Here is a 21,640-nt window from a genome sequence, read left to right on the forward strand (position 1 = left end):
TGATCAAAGATAAGAGGACCAAAGTCTTTGCTCCAAAAATCCCAAAGTCCAAAAGTCTCCAAATCCTCACTCCACATTTCCTTTCTAAACTATTTTGCCCTAATTTTGAGATATGAAGATTAATGTGCTGGCATTTGGAGTGGCAAAGGAGATATTTGGAAATTCGCAGGTTAGCCTTGAATTGACAAACGATGCTACTATTTATAATTTAAAATACTTGCTGGAGCAGCAATATCCGCGCTTGAAACAACTGGCATCATACATGGTAGCCGTCAACAATGAATATGCCCTACCCGGCGATACCATACATGAGCGTGATGAAATTGCCATTATACCGCCGGTAAGCGGGGGTTGATTTAGGGGACTTTGGGACCATTGGATTGGGGGATTGTTGGACTTGAGGACAAAAAATCCTTAATCTTTGTTCCTTTTATCCTTACTCCACAAAAAATCCTTAATCTAATCAAACAAGCATGGTTATTAGAAAAGCTATTCTGGCCGATCATCCGGCGATATGTAAACTGTTGGAACAACTGGGCTACCCGGGAGCTGAAAGTTATTTACTTGGAAACCTGGAGGTGATGCTCAGTCAGCCCTTATCAACTGTATTGGTTTATGAACTGGATGGTGCTGTTGCCGGTTTCATCGCTTTTGATTTTATTCCGCAGCTCACCACCAGGGGGGATTATGCCCGTATAAGCTGTTTTGCCGTTGATGAAAACGCCCGGAGCAAGGGCATCGGTAATGCGCTCGAAGAGCATTTTACGCAATTAGCCACCGAAAGAAAGTGCGACCGGATAGAAGTTCACTGCCACTCACGAAGGACTGCCGCTCACCGCTTTTATGAGCGCCAGGGTTATGAAGAATCTCCAAAATATTTTGTAAAAATGCTGCATCATGAATAATACCCAGATCCTGCTTTCGGCCAAAACGCTGAACATTCAGTCTTGTATCGATTGGATCATGTCACCCGAATCTGGCGGGATTGATGTGTTTATTGGCACGGTGCGTAATGCCACCAAAGGCAAGCCGGTGCTGAAACTTGATTTTGAGGCTTATGAACCCATGGCTATCAGCGAAATGGAGAAGATATCCAGGCAAGCCTTTGAAAAATGGCCGGTACAAAAAGCACTGATCCATCATCGCACGGGCACTTTACAGGTTGGCGAAGTCCCTGTGATCATCGCCGTTTCTGCAGCCCATCGTGATGCCGCTTTTGAAGCCTGCCGCTACATCATCGATACGCTGAAACAAACCGTGCCCATCTGGAAAAAAGAAGCTTTTGAGGATGGTGAGGTTTGGGTGGCAGCGCATCCCTGAGAGATTTCGGAATTCGGATGTTCGATTTCCCAAATCATTTCCCCAAATACGCTCTCAAACCACCCTCCAACGAAAAAATATTAGCATCGGGAATCCGTTTCAGGATCATTTTTACGGCTTCTTCGCTGCGGTTGCCCGTTGCACAGTAAAGGACTTTGGCTTTGGGATCAGTAAAATAGGCCAGGTAACCTTCCAGTTCATCAAGTGGAATATGGATACCACCAATATCAAAAGCATCGCGTTCCTGCTCGGTACGTACATCTACCAGGTCGATTGAATCATCCTCCATATGTTCTTTCAATTCCAGTGCCGATATTACGGGAATAGTTATTGTTGCGGCCAGGCTCCTTACCGGTGTTTTTGAAGTGGTGCCTATTTTAATAATGCGGCTCTGCATACTTTGGGCGTCAAATATCAATATTTTCCCCACCAGCAGATCGCCTGTTTTAGTAATATATTTGATCACCTCATTGGCCTGCATACAACCAATAATACCAGCCAGCGTAGGTATTACGCCACCCTCAGTACAATTGGGTATCTGGGTAGGGTCAACTTTCGGAAAAAGGTCGCGGTAATTGGGCGACCGTGTATTTTCGTCATAAACCACGTTCCAAACAGCTACCTGTCCCTCAAACTGGTAAATTGCACCATAAACCAGGGGTTTACCGGTCATTACGCAGGCATCATTCAGCAAATAGCGGGTTTCAAAGTTATCAGTACCATCAATTACAATATCATAATGCTGTATAATGTTCAACACGTTATCAGAGTTGATCTTTTCGGCATGGGGAACCAGTTTGGCATCGGGATTTTGCTGCTGTAGACGCTTTATAGCAACGGCTACCTTATTTTGGCCCACATCGGCAGGTGAGTATAGTATTTGCCTGTGCAGGTTACTAATAGATACCACATCATAATCTGCAATGCCTAAAGTACCTATACCACTTGAAGTTAAATACTGCGCAGCGGGGCAGCCAAGTCCCCCTGCGCCTACTATCAATACCCTGGCTTGCTGCAATAGAATTTGCGCCTGCTCGCTGAAACCAGGCAGGACCATTTGGCAACTATATTTTAAAATATCGGGTGTCATTAGTTTGTAGCTGTTTTTTGGTGAAGAACCCTTTTTACTTTTTCCAATTCATCAGGTGTATTCACATTGGTTAAAGCTTCGGGATCCGGCGCGTTGAGCAAATTGATCTCGCTATTGATCAAAACCTTGCGCGGGCACGAATATCCCTGCGCCAGAAAGGACAATAGCACAGGGTAACTTTTAGGCTCCCATATGGCAACCAATGGCTCCGGAAAATTGGTTACCGGACTATGGTAAGCTGTCGCTACTGCCGAACTGTTTCGCCAGGCGGCAAGGTTACGCAGCGTGGCCTCATCCATCAACGGCAGGTCGCAGGCTATCACGAGCCAGGCATTATCAGGTCTTTCGCGAAATGCTGATAGAATAGCCCCAAATGGACCAAGACCAGTAAAGGTATCTTCTAAAACGGGGTATTCAGCTTCTGCCTCATTGTTATGTTGTCCGGGTCTGCGGGAAATAAAAACCTCGTTACAGAAAGACTTGAGCATATCGGCCATGTGAAACCGTTGCGGTTTGCCATGCCAGTTCATATTGCCCTTGTCAAAACCCATCCGCTCGCTTTTACCGCCTGCCAATACCAATCCGTTTAAAACCGGGCGCGACAGTTTCAGATTGGTTTCAAAGAAACCGATGATCCGTTCTCTATTCGATAGCCGGTAAACAGGTATATCCTGCCAATACGGAATGGCTTCCTGGATAAAATCAAAGATCTCGTCGCTGTTATCGGCCAGTAAAAACAACTGTACATTGGTTAACTGCTCCACTCTTTTTTGTAATGACGCCCTTTTGTTGATATCGATGATGACCACCTGTGCTTTGGCCAATTGATGGTTGCCGTTTACCAATACCAGATCAGCATTAGCAAATTGTTGTTTGACCTGATAGGGCCAAACCGGATTCTGAAAATTGAACTGCTGATAATTGATCTGATCGGTATAATCCAACACGGCGCCGTTAGTGAGCCTGCCGGGTACCAGGGTGATGTCATCATTATGCGACGTATCGGCATAAGCGCATTTATATACCCCGGATAGCGCCCCGATCACATCATGGGCCAGCAATTTGATCACTGTACATGGCCCACCTACAATAGACCATTCATTACGACCGTAGTTACCAGAGGCAGGTTTAGCCAGTTTAGCGTGTTTTTTATGCTCGTTTAAAGTCACGTTTACCTCCTGTTTTTGCTATCAGTTTGGTTTCTTTAATTATAATATCATGGCTCAGGGCCTTACACATATCATAAATAGTGAGTGCCGCTATAGATGCGCCAACCAGGGCCTCCATCTCGATACCGGTTTTAGCTGTAATGCTGGCGGTACAATCAATCACAATCTCCTGCTGTTCATTAACCTGAATGGTAATATTACAGTTATCCATACCCAGGGGATGGCAAAGCGGTATCAGGTCGCCAGTTTTTTTGGCTGCCATAATACCGGCTATTATAGCCGTTTGAAATACCGGGCCTTTTTTGCTCACCACATCGCCATTGGTTAAATGTTGCAATACCTCAGCAGGCAAAACAACCACACTGCGCGCCGTGGCGGTGCGGTGGGTAACCTGCTTCTCGCTTACATCAACCATGTTTGGGTTGCCTTGTTTATCTAAATGGCTTAACATTTTATAATCTCTTTTTCCTGAACCTTGATTTACCTGATTTTAAGATTTAAGGATTTTTCCTATCAGATTAGAATCAAGATAATCCCTTAATCCTATAGATCATGGTTCAGACAAATCTTAATACCCTATACACCTCCCCTGCTTTAAAATCAGTTCTTTCCAGGGGTAATTCTAAAAAGGCGTCGGTATCTGCTAAGTTAGCAAAATCACCTGAACCATTTCCTTCAATTGGCAAAGCTATCAGTTGTCCCTGCGGGTTACTTTGTAGTTTTACCTGTAAAAAATATTGTAAAGCAGGCTGAAACTGAAAATCCTTTGCTAAAACCGCGTAAACAGCTGATTGTTCTGCCAGATTTAAAGTAGCGCTTAGCCAGTTTAAAAAATATTTGTGCAGGCACATAAAGGTAGCTACAGGATTACCAGGAAAAGCGAATACAAGGCTCCCATTTCCATGTGCACCAAACCAAAAAGGCTTGCCGGGGCGCTGGGCCACTTTATGAAATATCTTCTTCACATCCAAGTCTTCAAGTGCCTGTGGTATGTAATCAAACTTACCCATAGATATGCCACCGCTCAATAGCAATACATCATAATTTTGCAGACAATGCTGTATCTGCTGCCGGGTAATTTCAGGTTCGTCCGGTATATGAATTATGTCTGGTTCCAGACCCTGTTTCTGCAATGCCCCTTTTATGGTATAACCGTTCGATTTCCGGATCTGATATGGTGCCGGGGTTTGGTCAACATCCACTAATTCATCGCCCGATGATATGATCACCACCTGTGGTGATTTTTTCACCAGCAGGTGTGTTTTACCTACAGATGCAGCCAAACCGATAATAGCAGGCGTAATTCTTCGCCCAATCGACGCCAACACATCTCCATTCCTTTTATCGGCACCTTGTAAGTGCAGGTTCTGTCCTTTTTTGATATCCTGTATTTTTACCAAAGCCCGGCCATCAGTTATCTCCACATCTTCGTAGCGGATCACTGTATCTACAGAAGCGGGCAATACTGCACCCGTCATGATCTCGATACACTCGTCAGGATAAGCAATAGCGGCCGGCTCATCCCCGGCTGCCTGGGTAGCTTTGATATTAAACGTAAGAATACCACTTATAATAGACTGATAATTAACGGCTATGCCATCCATCGTTACCCGGTTAAAAGGCGGCAGGTCACGATCGGCATGAATAGGTTCGGCCAATATGCGCCCCACCGTCTGCTCAAACGGCAAACTTTCAGCACCATAATCTCTTAATTGCGCCAGTATCAGCTTTTCAGCTTCTTCAACAGTGGTCATATATAAGTTTTTTGGTATTAAGTAGTTAGTATCAAGTATCATGACCGCGCCATTTCAAAATCTTGATACTTGATACTAGCTACTTGATACTAACTATAAATCATCCTCCAATAGTTGCCATAGATTCATGAATACCAGGATGTATAATCCTCTTGCGCTCGGCCTCCCAGCCATCTTTAGCCCGGTGATTAATGGCATTTTGTAACACAGCCTGCAATTCATCATCACCCGTACCAGCACGCATCATATCTTTCATATTCAATCCACCATCATCGTACAAACAAGTTTTCAGTTCGCCTTGCGGCGTTATCCTGATGCGGTTGCAGGTGCCGCAAAACGTACGTGAGTATGCCGCTATAATACCTACCGAACCCTGATGACCTGGTATCTGATAATTATAAGCGGTTGAATACGATGGATCAGGTAGTTTTTGTATTCGCGGATATCGGCTTTTGATCTCCTCCAATATGCGAATATAGTCCCATTGCAAACCCTTGTAAACATGACCATCGCCGTTAAAGGGCATTTCTTCTATAAAACGTACGCTTACCGGCAAATCTTTGGTCATTTGTACCAGGGGGATGATATCCTGCGTATTTTTACCATCCATCACTACAGCATTTATTTTTACTTCGATGCCATGTTTCAGCAAAGCTTCCAGGGTGGCCATTACGTGAGCAAATTCATCCCGGCGGGTAATGGTAAAAAAGCGATTAGCATCCAGGGTATCCAGGCTGAGGTTTACCGATCGTACACCTATCTCTTTCAGTTCGGCAACATGCGGCGCGGTTAATACACCGTTGGTGGTCAGGCTCAGTTCTTTCAACCCCTCCAGCCGCGATATGGCCGTGAGCAATCGCATAATATCCTTGCGTACAAAGGGTTCGCCGCCGGTGATCCGGATCTTTTCGATACCCATTTTCACCAGCAGACTACAGCCACGCAACATTTCCTCATAGCTCATCAACTCCGTACGCGAAAGCCAGTGCAAACCATCCTCGGGCATACAGTAAAAACAACGTAAATTGCATTTATCTGTTACCGCAAGACGCAGGTAATTAATCTTCCGGCCGTGATTATCTATGAGCAATGAATTATTCATATGTAAAAGTAACCCCAGAGGTCACCTCCTGTAAAAGTAAATATTACAAACCGCTGTTATGTTTTTTAATTGTATTTTTTGATCGCATAAGTGTTAGTATGAGGTACAACAACATTATTAATAACTTTGATTTATATTTACCTTAAAGTTAACCCATGGTGAACAACCAACAGGATATTGCGCAAACCGGGCTTATCATATTAGCGGCGGGCTCATCAAGTCGTTTGGGAACTCCCAAGCAAAACCTGGTTTACCGGGGGCAAACACTGCTGCAAAGAGCCATCCAAACCGCGCTTACTTCGGTATGCCATGAAAATGTGGTGGTGGTATTAGGGGCCAATGAAGGAGTAATACGTCCGGGGATATCTGATGAGTTAGTACACATTGCCTACAATACCCTCTGGCAGGAGGGTATGGCATCATCCATCCGTCTGGGCATTACCGAATTATTGAATATACAACCTTCAATAACCGGCGCCATATTAATGCTGTGCGATCAACCCTTTGTTGATCCCCTGTTGTTATATCAACTCACCGAAAAAAGGGCTGAAACAGATTTTGGGATCATTGCCTGCGCCTACCGCGAATCACTTGGTGTGCCGGTATTGTTCGATGCATCCTACTTTCCCCAGTTATTAATGCTGCAAGGCAAGGAAGGTGCAAAAAAACTGATCAAATCTTTTCCGAATGATGTAACACAAATAGCTTTTCCACTCGGGGCCATTGATATTGATACTATTGAGGATTATGAACGGCTGCATGGGCATTGATAATTTCTTATCCAATTAACTTTAACCAACAACGTCATTGCGAGCGCAGCGTGGCAATCTCCGATCAGCAGAGTCGCTCGGTAGAGTTTGGGATTGCCACGCTGCGCTCGCAATGACGCGCGGAGAAAATGATATACTTTTCTGCTTATTTCACTACAGAAAATTTATATAACGATTGTGTTTTATAGGTTTGGCCTGGTTTAAGCTCCGTTGAAGGGAACTGAGGCTGGTTTGGCGAATCAGGATAATGTTGTGTTTCCATAGCGAATGAAGTACGGAACTCATCTTTGATACCGCGTTTCATCACGTTTTTGGCCTGCATAAAGTTACCGCTGTAAAATTGCAAACCTGGCTCTTCGGTAAATACTTCCATTTTTATACCGCTTTTGTCGCCAACTACAGTTGCTATGGGCGTTTTGATATCGTGTTTGTTTAGCACAAAATTATGGTCGTACCCTTTGCCATCTTTTAACTGCACATTGTTATCATTAATGCGTTTGCCAATAGTTTCGGGCTTGGTAAAATCAAACGGTGTACCTTTTACGCTTTCAATTTTTCCCAAAGGGATCAGAGTCGAATCAACCGGCACATAATTATCGGCATCAATCTGCACTAAATGATCAAGTATGGTACCACTGCCTTCGCCATTCAGGTTAAAAAAGGCGTGGTTGGTTAGGTTAACAACCGTATTTTTATCAGTTGTAGCTTCATAAACTGCTTTAAACTCGTTGTCATTTGTTAAACTATAAGTAACTTTTACGTTCAGGTTACCAGGAAATCCTTCTTCCATATCTTTTGACAGATAGGTAAATTCTACGGTTGATGAATCGATCTGTTTACCTTCCCAAACTACACTCTGATAGCCGTTTTTACCACCATGCAAGGTATTTGGCGGATTATTGATAGATGACTGATATTCTTTACCATCAATTTTAAATTTGCCTTTGGCAATACGGTTACCATAACGACCGATAGTAGCACCATAATACGGCTCGGTTGATTTTTCAAATCCCTCCACACTCTCAAAACCCAATACTACATCGGTAAGCTTGCCGGTTTTATCCGGAACCAGCAGACTCACTATGCGACCACCATAATTGGTAAAAGTAGCGGTGATACCGTTTTTATTTTTAAGCGTGTACAAATGCGTTTGTTTTCCATCGATTGTTTTTTCGAAGGCAGAAGCTGGTGTTTGGGTGCTATCCGTCATGGTAGTTTTTTTCTTGTCAGATGATTGATTACAGGCCGCTAAAGATACACATGCCGGTAACATGATTAGTAAGAGGTTCTTTGATAAATTTCTCATAGTTTACAAGTAGTTGGTTTATATCAGTTTGTTTGGTTGGCCTAAATTAATATTTTTTGCTTATCCATTCGCTTTATAATGCACTTCGCTCAAATTCCGTAATCTATCGGCAGCAAATTCGGCGGTAATATCGCGCTGAGGGTTGGCCAGCATCTCATACCCTACCATGAATTTTTTAACCGTAGCCGAGCGTAACAGCGGCGGATAAAAGTGCATATGCCAGTGCCAGTACGGATGATCGCCCATATTTACCGGCGATTGGTGCATACCTGCCGAATACGGGAATGAGGTTTCGAACATATTATCATACCTAACCGTGAGCCGTTTAATAGCATCGGCAAGCGCGCTTTTCTCATCGTCGGTAAAGTAAAGCAAACTGGTGATATGTCTTTTGCTCACGATCATGGCTTCATAAGGCCAAACCGCCCAAAAAGGCACCAGAACCACAAAATGATCATTTTCAAAAATAATACGTTCCTGCTTTTTCAGTTCAAGCTGCAGATAATCGCCAAGCAAACTCCTGCCTTTTTGCTCGAAATAAGTTTTTTGCTGTTGAGTTTCCTTAGCCACTTCTACCGGGATACTGTTTTGCGCCCAAATCTGCCCGTGCGGGTGCGGGTTGCTGCAACCCATAATATCACCTTTATTTTCAAATATCTGGATGTGTTTTATCCACGGATAAGTGGCCAGGTCCTGATATTCGGTTTGCCAAACATCCACTACCTTCCTGATGTCGGCAGTTTCCATTTCGGGCAGCGTAAGATCGTGGCGGGGCGAAAAGCTGATCACCCGACATATTCCGCGCTGGCTGTTGGCCACCAGTAACTCATCATCATTCAAACCACCTTCTGGCGTATTTAGCAGTAATGAAGAGTAATCATTGGTAAAAACATAGCTGGCTTTGTATTCCGGATTTTCGCTGCCGTCGGCCCTTTTGTTACCGGGGCATAAATAGCAGTTAGGATCATACGGCGGCCGCTGATCGGCCTGGGTTGCCTCTACTTTACCCTGCCATGGGCGTTTGGTGCGGTGTGGCGATACCAATATCCAATCGCCGGTTAAAATATTCAAACGGCTATGCGGATGTTCTTTCAGATCAAAGTTTTCGTTGTTCATCACGTTTAATTAATTCAGGTTTTCTGAGTGCTGGGGCACCCGGCATAGGGTTAAATGCCTTTGTTGAACCAAAAGTAAAAAAACAAATGTTAAGTTTACATTTAAAAATAAAATTTATTTGTCAAATAGACATTTTTAGTATTAGATATGATACTAGGTAGGAGTAAAAGCTTTGTAGCAAAAAAATCACAAGTATTTAGCATGCCGTAGGCATGCAACCCGAGGGCAGTACCAAAGGCACTGAATTAGAATTGACTTTTTCTACAAAGCTTTAACCCCGAGGGGGGGGTTACAACTCCCCATGCTATTCGAAGTGAGAGACCTCGGATAGCAGAAAGTGAAGACGCCTAAATGAGCAAAAAAGTGGGTTAACACAAATTCACCGATTTTAAAATTAAAACATTGACAATCAACAAAATAAAGCTATTTTAACCATAAAAAGTGTAAGCCATGTAAACCCACTTTTTAAGAAATTTCTGCATGTTCAGGGAAGATACAAAAACCCCATCTTGTCATTTCGACCGCAGGGAGAAACCTTATACGATGTGTATATTTCGCGTATAAGATCTCTCCTCATATCTCGTCGAGATGACAGGATAAATAATTATGTAAGACATTAGTTTAAAAGCCCAATTCACCATACTCTACCACTGCCGAGTCGCAGATGTAGGTTGGCACTATGCCTGTGGCATTAATGCGGTTATCAGCGTCAGCAGCCTGGGTATTACCAGAGAGTACCAGCACTGTATCCAGTCCAAATTTATTACCTCCCAGGATATCGGTTTGCAGGGTATCGCCAACCATCACAATATCTTTTTTGCTGATAGGCCCCTGCTCGCGCAGCAGATCATAAGCAAACATAAACATCTGTGAGTCGGGTTTACCAAAACGGATAAACTCCTTACCAACAATCTTCTCCACCATGCTGGCCAAACCACCTATAGCTATGGATACATCATGCTTGGTTACCGGGTAGGCCTTATCGGTATTGGCCACTATAACAGGAATTGGGCGTTTACGTAATATATTGACGGTTTTGTTCAGATCCTCAAACCAGTTAAAACCCTCATCGTCCAAAAACACCAAGGCGTTTACTTTGTCAATATTAGAGGCATCTATCTGGCTAACAGGAAGCGTATGCAAGCCAGAACTATCGATGTAATGCGCCGAATCAAGCGTACCCAGGTAGGCCACTATCCCATCGTTTACCTTCAGATCAAGATAATCCTTGGTCAGCATCCCCGAGGATATGATATGATCGGGGGTGATGGTGTGCAACCCTTTGATCTGGTATGATTCGGCCAGTTGGGCCGGACTGCGTGAAGCGTCGTTCGTAACTATATAGTATTCCTTTTGCTGCTTTTCCAGGTAAGCAAATGTTCGCTCTATCCCGGGCAGCAAACCATTATAATTTTTCAGTACACCAAAAGCATCAAAAAAAACAACTTTATACCGGTCAATAATGGATTTAAAGTTATCTATTCTGTTCATTGTTAAATTATTGAATTAGTGATTTATTCAGCATCACAATTTTAAAAGCTTACACGAAAAAATCTTGATACTTGATACTATTTATTACTTCAATTTTAATGCTTCAATGATTTTTTCGGCATCAAAGTCCCTGTCAACGGATGGAAGATAAACATTAAATGCTTCGGCCTGTAATTTTTCGGCATATTGCTCGCTAAAAAAGTGCTTGCCGTCCTTAATTACATAATTCAGGATAAAAAAGCGGTAAGCTTCTTTCATAAACCGTATCTCATCAGCAGTGAGAGGATTCACTTTGTGATATTCCTTCAAAAAGATGATAAAACGGTCTTCCATCATGGTATTGATCACATAGCTGAATACTGTACGATCTCCAATATCAGATACCACGCGACTGAAAAAATAAAAATCCAGCACCCGGTAACTCATCCTGAACCAGTCATAATCCCAGCGGGAGTAAAGCTCCAGGTTCGGCGTAACCGAAAAGTTGCCGATGTTCCAATCAATAAACACCGGAATGATCTCGAACGAGCTCATATTATATTTAGAGCGGTTCTTGAGGAAGGTTTCGCAATGATATTTCAGAAAATCAGCCTGCATAGCAGTACCGAATTGCTTTTCATCCGCTTCTAATTGATGCTGTAATGCGGATATATCTGTACGCAGTGTTTTTGACGATTTTGGAAGCACATTCTTTACCCGGGAACAGGCTTTATGAAACTTACCTACCTGCTGGCCCAGCTTTTTGATATGACTTTCGTCAAGGCGGCGCGGCAGGCGCTGCAAAATACGTGTAGGATTATAAAATACTACCCAGGCATCTGTTTTACCATGTTTGTAATGATAAATATATACCCGGTTGTTTTTTAATAACGAACGGGCTAACAGATTTTCAAACGGATAAAGCAGGTTGTTGGCCAGCGTTTGAATAATACGGTGATCTTCTTTAAAATGCTCAAACTTGCCAAAGTAGGATAACTTGGCAATAATGATATCATCATCATCAAAAGTGATGCGATAAACGTGGTTGGTAGATACCATGGCGCTGATATCCTCAATATGCTTAATGGTTTTTGAAGAATCATAGCCTTCCCAGGCTTTGCGTACAATTAAAGAGAAGTCCATTCTGATGGTTTATATTTGGAATTTGCGGGTGCAATATTAAACAAATTGTATCATCTTTTATACGGGTATAAAACGGACTTATATAATCTCAAAGTATCTTTTCAATTCCCAATCGGTTACATGTTTAATGTACTGGCGATGCTCCCACAGGCGGGTTTGCGTAAAATGTTCAACAAAGCCTTCGCCAAAAAGCTCCTTGGCTATGGGTGAGTTTTGCATCATCACCGATGCATCATGTAAATTAGCTGCCAGCACACCATTCTTTTTATCCTGATAACCGTTACCAATAGTTTGTGGGATATCCAGTTTCAGTTTGTTTTTGATACCGTATAAACCCGAGGCCAGTGCAGCCGCCATAGCCAGGTAGGGATTGGTATCAGATCCAGGTATGCGGGTTTCCAGGCGAGTATAGGCAGGCGTAGTATTGATCACCCGGAGTGCTGTGGTGCGGTTCTCCACTCCCCAGGTAACCGTAGTTGGTGCCCAGGCACCTTCAACCAGGCGTTTGTAACTATTGATGGTTGGCGCATACATGGGCAGTATATGAGGCAGACAATACAATTGTCCGGCCAGATATTGCTTATGCAATTCGCTCATCTTATACTCATCGGCGGCATCATGAAATAGGTTCTGGCTTTTATCTTTCGTCCATAGACTTTGATGTATATGACCACTGCAACCTGGTAAAGTTTCGTTCCATTTGGCCATAAAGGAGGCCGTGATGCCATGTTTGTAGGCAATTTCTTTTACCGAGGTTTTAAATAATACTGCTTTATCAGCAGCACTTAAAACTTCATCATGTGCAATGGCAGCCTCGTATACCCCCGGACCTGTTTCGGTATGCAGACCTTCAATAGGTATATTGAACTGGGTAAGCAGGTTAAACAGATCATAATAAAAATCACTGTTCTCTGATGTACGCAGTATAGAGTAACCAAACATACCCGGCGTAAGGGTATTGATATTGGTAAAATTTTTATCGTTGATGGATTGCGGCGTTTCCCTGAAATTGAACCATTCAAACTCCTGTGCAAACTCGGCATGGTAGCCCATATCTACGCATTGTTTGGTAATATGTTTCAGCAGACTGCGTGGGCAGGCGGGCAGATCATTCCCCTTGGGGTTACTATAATCCGCCAAAAAGAAGGGAATATTATCCTGCCAGGGAATATTGCGTAAAGTGGACAGATCGATACGGCAAAGCTTGTCCGGATAGCCGGTGTGCCAACCGGTAAGCTGTACATTATCATAACATACATCACTGCTATCCCAGCCAAAAACCACATCGCAAAAGCCATAACCGCTTTGCAAGCCGTCTATAAATTTTTTAGTATGAATTACTTTACCCCGCAAAATGCCATCAATATCGGCAAAAGCAAATTTTATCTTCTGTATATTGTTTTCTTCTATATATGCTTTGATCTGTTCCTCGTTCATGATATAAATTGTAAAGGCAGGTTACCTTAGCAAGATAACCATTAATGATGTAAACATAAAAAAATGCCCAGTGTGTTTACACAATTTGATACGAATTTGCCCTTACCTTTGTTTGTAGTATGAAACCTAATTGTGCGCATTTATTTGTTTATGGTACCTTGCTTGACACTGGCAACCATTACGGAGCATATCTGCAGCAACACTGCACTTTACTAAAAAGCGGTAAACTTGAAGGCAGGCTTTATGACGCGGGGGAATACCCAGGTGCTATTATAGATACCAACACCAACCAATATGTTCATGGTTCTATTTACTTAATGGATGAACCCAAAAAGATACTGGCTTTTATTGATGATTACGAGGGTTTTGGGGATGATCAGGAGCAACCCAATTTATTTATCAGGAAATTAAGCACTATAGAAACCGATACAGAAACGATTGAATGCTGGGTCTATATTTACAATTTACCGGTTGATGACTTGTTGTGGATAAGATCGGGCAGGTATAAGCTTCAATGAAACTTACCTCACTCTTCATTTTTTTACAGCCCAGATATAGCCCCGCTTGCTTTTAAATTTCGCGTCGTCATGCGGGCGTCTTTCTATGGCTTCAAATACATTAAAACCTGTTTCATAAAGCAACGTTACGATATCATCTGTTTTAAAGTAGTATAAATCAATATCCACTTCCTTATCATGAGCTTTATCATAATGAAGTACTTCATCTCCTACATGAAACGAAAGTAGAAATTCTCCCCCCGTTTTTAACACCCTGTTTATTTCTCCGAAACATTTTCTGATTTCGTCATTACTAAAATGCACTATCGCATAAAATGCAAGTACGCTTCCAAGATACTCCGCCGGATAACCGACATTCAATAAGTCGCCGGTTTCAAATTTAATTTCAGGAGAAAGCTTACGGGCGGCGTTAACCATCGCCGGCGACAGATCAATGCCGACTATATCTGTTAAGCCATTGTCGTACAGAAACCTTGTTGTTTGTCCGGGTCCACAGCCAAAGTCGGCACATAGCCCCTTGTCTTTATTAGCAGCGGCAAACTCCTTCAATAACATCGTATCCAAATGTTTATTAGAAAGCTCGTCCCAGCGATCAGCCGCATAGTCGTCGGCTACTGCATTGTAACAGTGTAATACTTTTTCCTGTGAATTCATATTATTCCTGGTTTTCTAATATCAACCGAATTTTAACTTCCCCTGTCCTTACCTTTTCTATCGCCTCATTCATTTTAGAGAATGGCATAACCTCCACATCACTCTCTATATGATGCATTGCCGCAAAATCAAGCATATCTGTCATGTTCTTACAGCTACCCACATAATTTCCATAAATAGTTCGTTGAGCATAATCATATAGTAAGCCAAGGGCAATTGGCTGCTTTATCAAAGGCGAAGCCACTATGCAAAACTTTCCCTGTGGTTTAAGGAGCTTCAAAAAAGCATCCATATCGTATGGCGCATTCAACGTAGAAATAATAAAATCAAATTTCTTATTCAACGTTGATAAACTATCGGAGTTTGAGCTCAATATAAACTCCGCTCCTAACTGATTAATCATCTCTTTTTTTTGGGGAGAGTGAGAAAATGCATAAACCTGATGCCCCATTTTTTTTAAAAACCGGATTGCCAGCTGACCAAGGCCGCCAACCCCCAGAACACCAACAACAGAATTTACAGGCAACTGCGCTTTTTCAATTCCTGAATATACAGTAACACCAGATGACAGCAAAGGAACCGAGTTTACAGAGTGAAGTGCCGGCGGAAGCTTGAAGGCGAATCTGTTATCAACAACAATATGTTCGGCCAAACCGCCATAGCAATCCACACCAATTACTTTTTGCAGAGCACAGAATTGTTCGTTACCTGATTTACAGAACTCACACTCAAAACAAGCTTCTTGTTGGTACCCTATTCCAACGCGATCGCCAACTTTTAACGCAGTTACATCGGACCCGGTTTCTTCTACAATACCCACAATTTCGTGCCCTGGAACCAGCGGAAATTTTGTATCGCCCCAATCATTACTGATGATTTGAACATCTCCCCTTGCAATAGAGCAATAAATAATTTTCACGCTTACCTCATTGCTGCCAACGTTTCTTTCATAATAAAATGGCTCTGCCTTTCCACCCTCTTCTTTAATTCCGTATGCTTTGATTCTCATAACTATACTGATTATTTCATAGGTTTTTGATGTCTTTTACTACCAAATTAAGATCATTATCCGGTTGATGCACCCCTCCGCTTTTCATTTTATTAAAGATTACATCTGAAAGTTTATGCCTATACGATATAAAATGATCAAACGATACTTCTTCATCACCACAACAATGATAAATACAGGCTTTCATGTTTATTTAAAAGTAATCATAATATTTAAACACCTGAATAATTGAACATTAGTTATAAACAAACTTAGATTATCAGACTATCAGGATAATAAGCCATCAAAAAGCGTGGATACATGAAAGCAAAAAAAATCCCCAGGCTTTTTGAGCCAGGGGATCAGAATAATTAAAAGTATTTAAGAGGGGCTTAAACTTTAGCAGATTTTACTGTTTTGATGATCACTGCAGCTACTTTGTATGGATCGGCAGCTGAGTTAGGGCGACGATCTTCCAGGTAACCACTCCAGTTGTGATCAACTGCATAAAGTGGAATACGGATAGAAGCACCACGATCAGATACGCCATAGCTAAAGTCATGGATTGAAGCAGTTTCATGTTTACCGGTTAAACGTTGATCGTTATCAGCACCATAAACAGCGATACATTCTTTTACTGCCGGACGGAAAGCTTCGCAAACGGCTTCGAATTTCTCTTTACTATTTGCTGTACGTAATAATGTGTTTGAGAAGTTAGCGTGCATACCAGAACCATTCCAGTCTAACTGACCTAATGGTTTGCAATGCCAGTTGATAGCAACACCATAGCTTTCGCCAATTCTTTCTAATAAATAACGGGCAACCCAAATCTGGTCACCTGCTTCTTTAGCACCTTTAGCAAAGATCTGGAATTCCCACTGACCTGCAGCTACTTCGGCGTTGATACCTTCAACATTTAAACCAGCTTCTAAACATACGTCTAAGTGCTCTTCAACAATTTCGCGACCGAAAGCATTGTTAGCACCTACTGAACAATAGTATGGGCCTTGCGGGCCTGGGTAACCACCTTGTGGGAAACCAAGTGGTTTGTCGGTTTTAGGATCCCATAAAAAATATTCTTGCTCAAAACCAAACCAAAAATCGTTATCGTCATCCTGAATAAGCGCACGACCATTTGACTCGTGAGGTTTACCGGTTGAATCCAACACTTCGCACATTACCAGGTAAGCATCTTTTCTTTGTGGATCTGGAACGGTAAAAACTGGTTTCAGGATACAATCAGATGAGCCACCTGGTGCTTGTTCAGTTGATGAACCATCAAAGCTCCAGTTATCTAAATCTTCAACTTTACCGCTGAAGCTTTTAACAATTTTGGTTTTGCTGCGCAGGCTTTGTGTTGGTTTGTACCCATCAAGCCAAATGTACTCAAGTTTAGTTGCCATTTTTAAGTTAGTTTGTAAAATTTATGGTTCTAATAATAGTTTTATCTGTTATTCGACTAATTATGAAGGCGAATTTAAATTATTTTTATAAAAATCATTATAAAATTGTGATTTTTTTATAAATTTTTTCAACAAACCACATTTTAACAGGCCAAATACGTAAAAAAACACGCAATAAAAGTCAATTTTACCATTTTCGCATTTTCACAACCAAAAACAACTTGTTTTTTATCAAAAATGCAAAAAATCAAAAAATAGCGTATTTATACCATGAAATCACGGCATCAATCTGGGTAAAAGGCATTACAATGTAACTAATTATAAAATTAGTTATTAATAAAATAAAGTAGAAATAACGATAATGAACGGGGGCTTAATCACTGAGCTTTGGGGATACATTTCTGAGCGCAATATCAAGCTGTTCGGTAGAGTACAATAAATATTTTTTTGATTTCAAAAACTCCGCGTCTGTAATATCTTTCATCAAATCAAGTAACCCCATTATATTAGCCACGTGCTTTCGTACTTCGTGAGAATTTATAAAAGCAAGCTCTTGCTTTTGGGCAGAGTATAATAACTTTTCATAGTGCCGTTTCTGCCTGCTCGCTCTATAAAATATACCTATAACAATAACCGTTAAAACTGCCAATGCTATAATAAACCACAACCATAACTGTTCGCGTTTAAAAGCAAGCAGGTTTTTATAATACAAACCCTGTACATCTTTAACTCTAACCTGCGCCGATACATTGCCCACCTGGGTAACCTCGTCTAAATTTTGTTTGGATTGCTCCAGCGCCAGTTCAAAATTATGGGCGGCCAGTGTGGGATTATTCCTTATTTGAGCAATTTGACCTAACATTTCGTACAGACGATATTTTACTCCCGGATGATTTTGTTTTTCTTGCTCTTTTACCAATTGATCGATAATGTTTTTTGCCCGGTCTGCTGTCCGTTTTTAATATAAGCTGTAGTCAATTGCATTAAATCAAAATCGGTTTTAACGTATTTTGTATCTTTTAATAAAACATTGATAACTGATATCGTTGCAGTATAGCGATGCTCCAGTAGTAACAGATAATAACCTGTTCGCTTCTGAAAAGAGTATAACTTACGATGCTGATTTTCCGGACTGTATAACCGATTGTGATAAACTTTTAAAGAATCGTAATTCTCCAACCGAAAATAGTTTTCGGCCTTGTTAAAATTGATGATGGTATAAAATATGGGATAATCAAGCTTGTTTTCATTAATGATATGCTGTGCTTTATCTAAAGAAGATATCGACTGAATATAAAGCTCGTTCGCGCAATACAAATCAGAAATGTTTATATAAAGGGCAACTTCTAAAGATGGATCGTTCAGTTTTTGAACTTCTTGTTTAACCAGTTCATAATAGTAGCTGGCCTCAATAGGATTACCCTCATCTGTTTGTGTAAAGGCTAAATTTGTATAAAAAGCACTTAGTAAAAAATGATCCGGGGTATTCTGAGCAGCTTCAACAGCTCCAATTAGGTATTTTTTGGCCCTGTCATACCTCGAAACTCTGGCGTTGAATATGGCATCAGTAAATAAAAGAAAAGCTTTTTTATTCTCAAAATCATACTTTGAAAGAGAATCAATTACAATGTTCCGCTTTTTCGCAATTTCGGTTTGGGATGCCCCAAGCCCGTACTTGATGTACTCCATGATCTTCCGATCACGGGTTATAACATCTTTTATATGAATAAAATCAACAAGGCTATCTTTTTCTGTGTGTACCTGCGCAAAACTTTGACAGTAATAACTCCCCAACAGCAACAATAAGACCAACCGCAGTACTCGTATCATGCAAACGCTATTTTCATATAAAGTCAACCGCACTTCATAACAATTAACGCTCCTTTATTAACTGTCAAACTTTTCAAGCTGCTTTAAAAGTGTTTCAAAGTCCTTAGGATACGGAGCATGTATGGTAACCTCTGTTTCAGGATTTATCTTAAAGGTAACCTCATAGGCATGCAGAGCAAAGCGTTTCATGATAGGTTGTTCTTCCTGATCTTTACCCAGGTGGTATTTGCGTTTTATTTTCGACAGAAAAACCGGCTCGCCTTTGTACATTTCATCACCGGCAATGGATGCTCTTTGTGTAGCCAGGTGTATACGGATCTGGTGCATACGCCCGGTAACCGGCCGACATTCTACCAAAGTATAATGCTTAAAGTATTTTAACGACTGAAACCAGGTTTCAGCCCTTTTGCCATCTTGCCTGCTTATAGTCACGTTGCCTTTCCCTACATTCAAAATAGGCAGATCAACCAGCAGATTATCAAATATGTGGGTACCATCAATAATCGCATGATAAACTTTTTTTACCTGGCGCTTTTCAAACTGCATGGATACAAAGCGATAAGCTTCGGGATTTTTGGCGATAATAAGCGCTCCTGAAGTTTCCTTATCCAAACGGTGACATATCTGCGCATCATCTGAGTAAGCTTTTGCCAAGCGCAATAAATTGATCTCACCTCCCTCCCGCTCGTCAAGCGAACTCAAAAAAGGTGGCTTGTTCACCACAATCACATCATCATTCTCAAATAATATCAGGTCGGCAAATTTTGGAAACTTCATACTTTAAAATATAGCCGACAAAAATACGGTTTATAATTTAAACTGGGCTCAGGGTGTTTAGCATAAAACAGCATTTGTTAATCCACTGTAAAACAAACATTAACTATAGTGGTTACTTAATCATCTATTTAAAAAGACAACATGAGTGATAACGCAACAAAACCCAACGAAAAAGGATTTTTTGAAAAGGTTAAAGAAACAATTGAAGAATTTTGGGACAGCACCAAAGACAAAGCCGAAGAATTAAAAGATAAAGCCGAAGACCAAATAGATGCCCTGAAAGAAAAAGCCACGGACAAAAAGGCAGCCATTGCTAAAAAAACAACTGTAGCTAAGAAAGCTGTAGTCAAAAAAGCAGATAGCGCAGCTACTAAAGTAAAAACAGCAGCAACTGAGGTAAAAGCTAAAGCCGATGCAAAAGTAAAAGATGAGAAAGCTGCCGTAAAAAAGACGGTAGCGAATGTTAAAGCCAAAGTGTCGGCAAAAGCAAAGGAAGCAAGTGATACCGCCAAGGCAAAAGTTACTGATGCTAAAAAAGCAGTGGCAGCAAAAACAGCCAAAGCAGCTACTACTGTTAAGAAAAAAGCTGATAGCGCTAAATAAGGCTCATAGCAAAAGCTTTTAACTAAGGCGGTGGAAAATAATCCCATCGCCTTTTTTTGTTATGTTTTATAGCAAAATATATAACATAAATAATTAAATAGATTGTAAAATAAATTTTAACTTTAATTTGAAAATACCTAAAAATCAATCATTCATATTCAAAAAAACATCATGAGCACACCGAACGAACCAGAAGAAGAAAAAGGCTTTTTTGATAAGATCAAAGAATCTGCCGGAGAATTGTGGGAAAACGCCAAGGATAAAGTTGAAGAGGAATTTGATGAACTAAAGGAAAAAGCCTCAGATTTTACAGGCGACAAAATAAAAGGCGTGGTTGACGATTTAGAAGCCAAAGCAGGCGACAAATTGAAAGATATTACCGGCAAATTCACCGGCTAAAAAGCGAAAGTGGCCTTACAAAAAAAGCGACAAGAAGATAATCTTGTCGCTTTTTTTATTTTATTAAAACGATGTATTAAGCTTCAAACTTATAGCCTACACCTTTTACTGTGGCAACGCAGTCATCGCCTAATTTTTCACGCAGTTTGCGGATGTGTACATCTATGGTACGGTTAGTAACCACCACAGAATCTTCCCAGATATTTTTCAGGATCACCTCACGGGTATACACTTTACCAGGTTTTGAGGCTAACAGGTAAAGTAATTCAAACTCTTTTTTAGCCAATACCACCTTAACACCATTCTTGTAAACCAGGTATGCCTCACGGTCAATAACCAGGTCGCCAATTTCCAGTTTGTTATCCGGGGTATCTTCGGCAGGGGCATTGCGGCGCAGGATGGCGTTTATACGGCTTACCAAGGCTCGGGGCTTTATTGGTTTGGCTATATAATCATCAGCACCCACGTTAAAACCAGCAATTTCAGAATATTCCTCGCTACGGGCAGTTAAAAACACCATAAAAGTATTTTTAAACTCGGGCATAGTACGCATAATACGGCAAGCCTCGATGCCATCCATTTTCGGCATCATGATATCCAACACAATAAGATCAGGTAAAGATTTTTTTGCTTCTGCAACAGCTTCCTGTCCGTTGCGGGCCAAAAACACCTGATAACCTTCTTTTTTCAGATTATATTCTATCAGCTCTAAAATGTCCGGTTCATCATCAACAATAAGTATTTTCTGTTTTGAAGAGTTGCTCATGGCACGTTAAATTTTTTGTATAAAA

The 21,640-nt window shown here is 41.3% G+C and carries 24 protein-coding genes; 7 read left to right on the forward strand and 17 right to left on the reverse strand.

The genetic code is table 11. The features are described from left to right. The first annotated feature begins 112 nt into the window (after window positions 1-112). The 3 genes from ACTJKG_RS09385 to ACTJKG_RS09395 all read left to right on the forward strand — a co-directional run bounded on the left by ACTJKG_RS09385 (window position 113) and on the right by ACTJKG_RS09395 (window position 1,320). The gene (locus ACTJKG_RS09385) at window positions 113-355 is read left to right on the forward strand and encodes a MoaD/ThiS family protein (RefSeq protein WP_076373395.1); all 243 of its coding nucleotides are present in this window, start codon (window positions 113-115) and stop codon (window positions 353-355) included. A 118-nt stretch (window positions 356-473) separates the two neighbouring features. Further along, window positions 474-905 carry a GNAT family N-acetyltransferase gene (locus ACTJKG_RS09390; protein ID WP_440739031.1) on the forward strand — a complete coding sequence of 144 codons (432 nt, stop codon included), beginning with the start codon at window positions 474-476 and terminating at the stop codon, window positions 903-905. Continuing rightward, window positions 898-1,320 carry a molybdenum cofactor biosynthesis protein MoaE gene (locus tag ACTJKG_RS09395; RefSeq protein WP_440739032.1) on the forward strand — a complete coding sequence of 141 codons (423 nt, stop codon included), beginning with the start codon at window positions 898-900 and terminating at the stop codon, window positions 1,318-1,320. Before ACTJKG_RS09390 ends, ACTJKG_RS09395 begins: the two co-directional genes overlap by 8 nt. Window positions 1,321-1,354: 34 nt before the next feature. On the opposite strand, the gene ACTJKG_RS09400 is transcribed toward ACTJKG_RS09395, so the two are convergent. From ACTJKG_RS09400 to moaA, 5 genes are all read right to left on the reverse strand, one after another. Further along, a complete protein-coding gene (locus ACTJKG_RS09400; protein WP_440739033.1) occupies window positions 1,355-2,410 on the reverse strand; it encodes a ThiF family adenylyltransferase in 1,056 nt (351 codons plus the stop codon). Continuing rightward, complete coding sequence (locus ACTJKG_RS09405; protein ID WP_440739034.1) at window positions 2,410-3,579, reverse strand: NTP transferase domain-containing protein; 1,170 nt, start codon at window positions 3,577-3,579, stop codon at window positions 2,410-2,412. The genes ACTJKG_RS09400 and ACTJKG_RS09405 overlap by 1 nt, the downstream gene beginning before the upstream one ends. Continuing rightward, entirely contained in the window at window positions 3,560-4,030 is a 471-nt protein-coding gene (moaC, locus tag ACTJKG_RS09410) for a cyclic pyranopterin monophosphate synthase MoaC (protein WP_440739035.1), read from the reverse strand. Before moaC ends, ACTJKG_RS09405 begins: the two co-directional genes overlap by 20 nt. Window positions 4,031-4,136: 106 nt before the next feature. Continuing rightward, entirely contained in the window at window positions 4,137-5,333 is a 1,197-nt protein-coding gene (locus tag ACTJKG_RS09415) for a molybdopterin molybdotransferase MoeA (RefSeq protein ID WP_440739036.1), read from the reverse strand. 100 nt (window positions 5,334-5,433) lie between these two features. Further along, the gene (gene moaA / locus ACTJKG_RS09420; protein ID WP_440739037.1) at window positions 5,434-6,435 is read right to left on the reverse strand and encodes a GTP 3',8-cyclase MoaA; all 1,002 of its coding nucleotides are present in this window, start codon (window positions 6,433-6,435) and stop codon (window positions 5,434-5,436) included. 155 nt (window positions 6,436-6,590) lie between these two features. On the opposite strand from moaA, the gene ACTJKG_RS09425 reads away from it, so the two are divergent. After that, entirely contained in the window at window positions 6,591-7,205 is a 615-nt protein-coding gene (locus ACTJKG_RS09425) for a nucleotidyltransferase family protein (RefSeq protein ID WP_440739038.1), read from the forward strand. Window positions 7,206-7,350: 145 nt separating this feature from the next. Here the strand turns inward: ACTJKG_RS09425 and ACTJKG_RS09430 are convergent, their stop codons facing one another. The 5 genes from ACTJKG_RS09430 to ACTJKG_RS09450 all read right to left on the reverse strand — a co-directional run bounded on the left by ACTJKG_RS09430 (window position 7,351) and on the right by ACTJKG_RS09450 (window position 13,677). Next, entirely contained in the window at window positions 7,351-8,511 is a 1,161-nt protein-coding gene (locus tag ACTJKG_RS09430; protein WP_172335182.1) for an aldose epimerase family protein, read from the reverse strand. Window positions 8,512-8,571: 60 nt separating this feature from the next. Continuing rightward, entirely contained in the window at window positions 8,572-9,627 is a 1,056-nt protein-coding gene (locus ACTJKG_RS09435) for a UDP-glucose--hexose-1-phosphate uridylyltransferase (RefSeq protein ID WP_172335183.1), read from the reverse strand. 621 nt (window positions 9,628-10,248) lie between these two features. Continuing rightward, the gene (locus tag ACTJKG_RS09440; RefSeq protein WP_172335184.1) at window positions 10,249-11,118 is read right to left on the reverse strand and encodes a TIGR01459 family HAD-type hydrolase; all 870 of its coding nucleotides are present in this window, start codon (window positions 11,116-11,118) and stop codon (window positions 10,249-10,251) included. An 84-nt stretch (window positions 11,119-11,202) separates the two neighbouring features. Next, complete coding sequence (locus tag ACTJKG_RS09445) at window positions 11,203-12,240, reverse strand: hypothetical protein (RefSeq protein WP_440739039.1); 1,038 nt, start codon at window positions 12,238-12,240, stop codon at window positions 11,203-11,205. Window positions 12,241-12,318: 78 nt separating this feature from the next. Beyond that, window positions 12,319-13,677 carry a glutamine synthetase family protein gene (locus ACTJKG_RS09450; RefSeq protein ID WP_172335185.1) on the reverse strand — a complete coding sequence of 453 codons (1,359 nt, stop codon included), beginning with the start codon at window positions 13,675-13,677 and terminating at the stop codon, window positions 12,319-12,321. A gap of 119 nt (window positions 13,678-13,796) precedes the next feature. Here ACTJKG_RS09450 and ACTJKG_RS09455 point away from each other — a divergent pair, with 119 nt between their 5' ends. Continuing rightward, a complete protein-coding gene (locus ACTJKG_RS09455; protein WP_440739040.1) occupies window positions 13,797-14,195 on the forward strand; it encodes a gamma-glutamylcyclotransferase family protein in 399 nt (132 codons plus the stop codon). A 15-nt stretch (window positions 14,196-14,210) separates the two neighbouring features. Here the strand turns inward: ACTJKG_RS09455 and ACTJKG_RS09460 are convergent, their stop codons facing one another. The 6 genes from ACTJKG_RS09460 to ACTJKG_RS09485 form a co-directional block, all read right to left on the reverse strand. Beyond that, entirely contained in the window at window positions 14,211-14,849 is a 639-nt protein-coding gene (locus tag ACTJKG_RS09460) for a class I SAM-dependent methyltransferase (protein ID WP_172335187.1), read from the reverse strand. Between the two features lies 1 nt (window position 14,850). Continuing rightward, window positions 14,851-15,858 carry an NAD(P)-dependent alcohol dehydrogenase gene (locus tag ACTJKG_RS09465; protein ID WP_440739041.1) on the reverse strand — a complete coding sequence of 336 codons (1,008 nt, stop codon included), beginning with the start codon at window positions 15,856-15,858 and terminating at the stop codon, window positions 14,851-14,853. 371 nt (window positions 15,859-16,229) lie between these two features. Beyond that, window positions 16,230-17,240, reverse strand: coding sequence for a glutamine synthetase beta-grasp domain-containing protein (locus ACTJKG_RS09470; protein ID WP_172335189.1), 1,011 nt, complete (start codon window positions 17,238-17,240; stop codon window positions 16,230-16,232). Between the two features lie 373 nt (window positions 17,241-17,613). Further along, on the reverse strand, window positions 17,614-18,102 hold the full coding sequence (locus ACTJKG_RS09475) for a hypothetical protein (protein WP_440739042.1): 489 nt from the start codon (window positions 18,100-18,102) through the stop codon (window positions 17,614-17,616). A gap of 50 nt (window positions 18,103-18,152) precedes the next feature. Next, window positions 18,153-19,070, reverse strand: a complete 918-nt coding sequence (locus tag ACTJKG_RS09480) for a hypothetical protein (RefSeq protein WP_440739043.1) — start codon at window positions 19,068-19,070, stop codon at window positions 18,153-18,155. Window positions 19,071-19,127: 57 nt separating this feature from the next. Next, window positions 19,128-19,847: an RluA family pseudouridine synthase gene (locus ACTJKG_RS09485; protein WP_440739044.1), complete on the reverse strand. Its 720-nt coding sequence runs from the start codon at window positions 19,845-19,847 to the stop codon at window positions 19,128-19,130. Window positions 19,848-19,988: 141 nt separating this feature from the next. On the opposite strand from ACTJKG_RS09485, the gene ACTJKG_RS09490 reads away from it, so the two are divergent. Continuing rightward, window positions 19,989-20,450 (forward strand): hypothetical protein, encoded by a 462-nt coding sequence (locus ACTJKG_RS09490; protein WP_172335192.1) that lies wholly within the window; start codon window positions 19,989-19,991, stop codon window positions 20,448-20,450. A gap of 171 nt (window positions 20,451-20,621) precedes the next feature. Then, window positions 20,622-20,849 (forward strand): hypothetical protein, encoded by a 228-nt coding sequence (locus ACTJKG_RS09495; protein WP_172335193.1) that lies wholly within the window; start codon window positions 20,622-20,624, stop codon window positions 20,847-20,849. Between the two features lie 76 nt (window positions 20,850-20,925). Here ACTJKG_RS09495 and ACTJKG_RS09500 read toward each other — a convergent pair whose 3' ends face one another. After that, window positions 20,926-21,615 (reverse strand): response regulator transcription factor, encoded by a 690-nt coding sequence (locus ACTJKG_RS09500; RefSeq protein ID WP_172335194.1) that lies wholly within the window; start codon window positions 21,613-21,615, stop codon window positions 20,926-20,928. Window positions 21,616-21,640: the final 25 nt, after the last annotated feature.

Origin of the sequence: Mucilaginibacter sp. 22184 (assembly GCF_052045695.1) — a bacterium.
Classification (GTDB): domain Bacteria; phylum Bacteroidota; class Bacteroidia; order Sphingobacteriales; family Sphingobacteriaceae; genus Mucilaginibacter.